This window comes from Burkholderia sp. Ac-20379 (assembly GCF_017104645.1).
Lineage (GTDB): Bacteria > Pseudomonadota > Gammaproteobacteria > Burkholderiales > Burkholderiaceae > Burkholderia.
Window position 1 is genome coordinate 1 of the sequence record NZ_JAAGPF010000640.1, and the last position, 1,451, is coordinate 1,451.

Sequence of the window (1,451 nt, forward strand, 5' to 3'; positions counted from 1 at the left end):
TCGGCGTCAGCGCGCCGTGCGGCGCGAGCTCACGCGAACGCGGCGAGCGCGTCGTCGGCGCTCGCGTGCACGCTGAACACGCGATGCATCCGCATCAGCTCGAACAGCGCGTTGACCGGCTTGGTCATCGCGCACAGCTTGAAATCGCCGCCGCGCCGGTGCGTCTCGCGCAGGCACGCGATCAGCGCGCCGAGGCCGGAGCTGTCGACGAAGCTCAGCGACGACATGTCGAACACGATGCGCGCCTCCTGCGCGAGCAGCGGTGCGATCGCATCCTTGAACGCCTGAACGTTGCCGGCGTCGAGATGCGGGTCCGCCGGGCGAACCAGCAGCGGGCCGGACGGCGCGTGGGTAGTCTGCAATTCCATCTTGATGATCCTCTCGGGGCTGGCCGCGGCCCGGCGGGCGGCGGCACGGGGACGTTACTGGGCTGCGGGCGGGGTATCCGGTGCGGCGCGCGATGCGCCCGCCGCACCGGCGTACGCATCGTCGATGCCCGCCACGAGCGCGCCGAACGGCGTGCTCAGGCCGTCCAGTTGCGCGCCGTCGGCGGTGATGCGTCCTTCGAGCGTACGCGCTGCCTGGCCGATCGTCTCGAAGCCGTAGGACAGCGCCGCGCCGGCGAGCCGGTGCAGCGCGATCGCGAGCACCGCGCGCGGGCGCTCGGCATCGGGCGTGCCTGCCAGGGCGTTCCATTCGCTCCAGGCGGCCGTCAGCTCGTCGCGGCGCGCGCCGAGCCCGGACGTGAAGCGCGCACGCAGCACCGCGAGCTGGCGCTCGAATTCAGGAGGCGTGTCCGGCGCGTTTATCACGGGCGTAATCCCAGTAAATCTTCAGATGTTCGGGCAGCGTCATCGGGTCGAACGGCTTGACGATCACGCCGGTGGCGCCGTGTTCGAGCAGCGCCTCGATTTCGTCGGGCAGCGCGCGCGCCGACATCAGCACGATCGGCGTGTCGCGCAGCGCCGGCTTCTCGCGCAGCGCGCGCATGGTGTCGGGGCCGCTCAGCGTCGGCATCATCACGTCGAGCAGGATCAGGTCGGGCTGGAAGGCATCGGCCTCGGCCAGCGCGTCGGCGCCGTCCGGGCACAGCCGGACTTCATAGCCGCCGACCGCGCCGAGGCTGAATTCGAGGATCGCCCGGATGTCCGGGTCGTCCTCGGCGCAGAGCACCTTGTGGAGCGTCGCGCTCATCGATGGGAACCTCCGTCGGGGTGGGCGATGCGCCGCGCGGCACGCAGCAGCGCATCGTCGTCGGTGCCGCGCTTGGGCAACCGGTCGGCCGCGATCGCGGATGCGGCGGCCGGAACGTCGTCAGTGTAGAGCAGGATCGGCGCGGGGCCGGCGATTTCTCGCAGGCGGCGCGCGGCGTGCTCGGCCTGCGCGCCGTCCGGCGCGGGATCGGCGATCAGCAGCGCCGGCGCGATCACGGCGGCGTCGCCGAGCGCGTC

At 72.2% G+C, this 1,451-nt stretch carries 3 protein-coding genes and 1 pseudogene; all 4 read right to left on the minus strand.

What is annotated here, in order from left to right; genetic code table 11:
• Positions 1 to 29: 29 nt before the first annotated feature.
• Positions 30 to 368, minus strand: coding sequence for an STAS domain-containing protein (locus tag G3N92_RS33475; RefSeq protein ID WP_206131785.1), 339 nt, complete (start codon positions 366 to 368; stop codon positions 30 to 32).
• A 54-nt stretch (positions 369 to 422) separates the two neighbouring features.
• Positions 423 to 812, minus strand: a complete 390-nt coding sequence (locus G3N92_RS33480) for a chemotaxis protein (RefSeq protein ID WP_206131786.1) — start codon at positions 810 to 812, stop codon at positions 423 to 425.
• On the minus strand, positions 784 to 1,194 hold the full coding sequence (locus G3N92_RS33485; protein ID WP_206131787.1) for a response regulator: 411 nt from the start codon (positions 1,192 to 1,194) through the stop codon (positions 784 to 786). Before G3N92_RS33485 ends, G3N92_RS33480 begins: the two co-directional genes overlap by 29 nt.
• Positions 1,191 to 1,451 (minus strand): annotated as a pseudogene (locus G3N92_RS33490) (hybrid sensor histidine kinase/response regulator); the annotation flags it as partial. The gene G3N92_RS33485 and the pseudogene G3N92_RS33490, both read right to left, overlap by 4 nt.

Coding starts and splice junctions, on each gene's coding strand:
- G3N92_RS33475 (WP_206131785.1), bottom strand. CDS start 368: ATGGAATTGCAGACTACCCACGCGCCGTCCGGCCCGCTGCTGGTTCGC.
- G3N92_RS33485 (WP_206131787.1), bottom strand. CDS start 1,194: ATGAGCGCGACGCTCCACAAGGTGCTCTGCGCCGAGGACGACCCGGAC.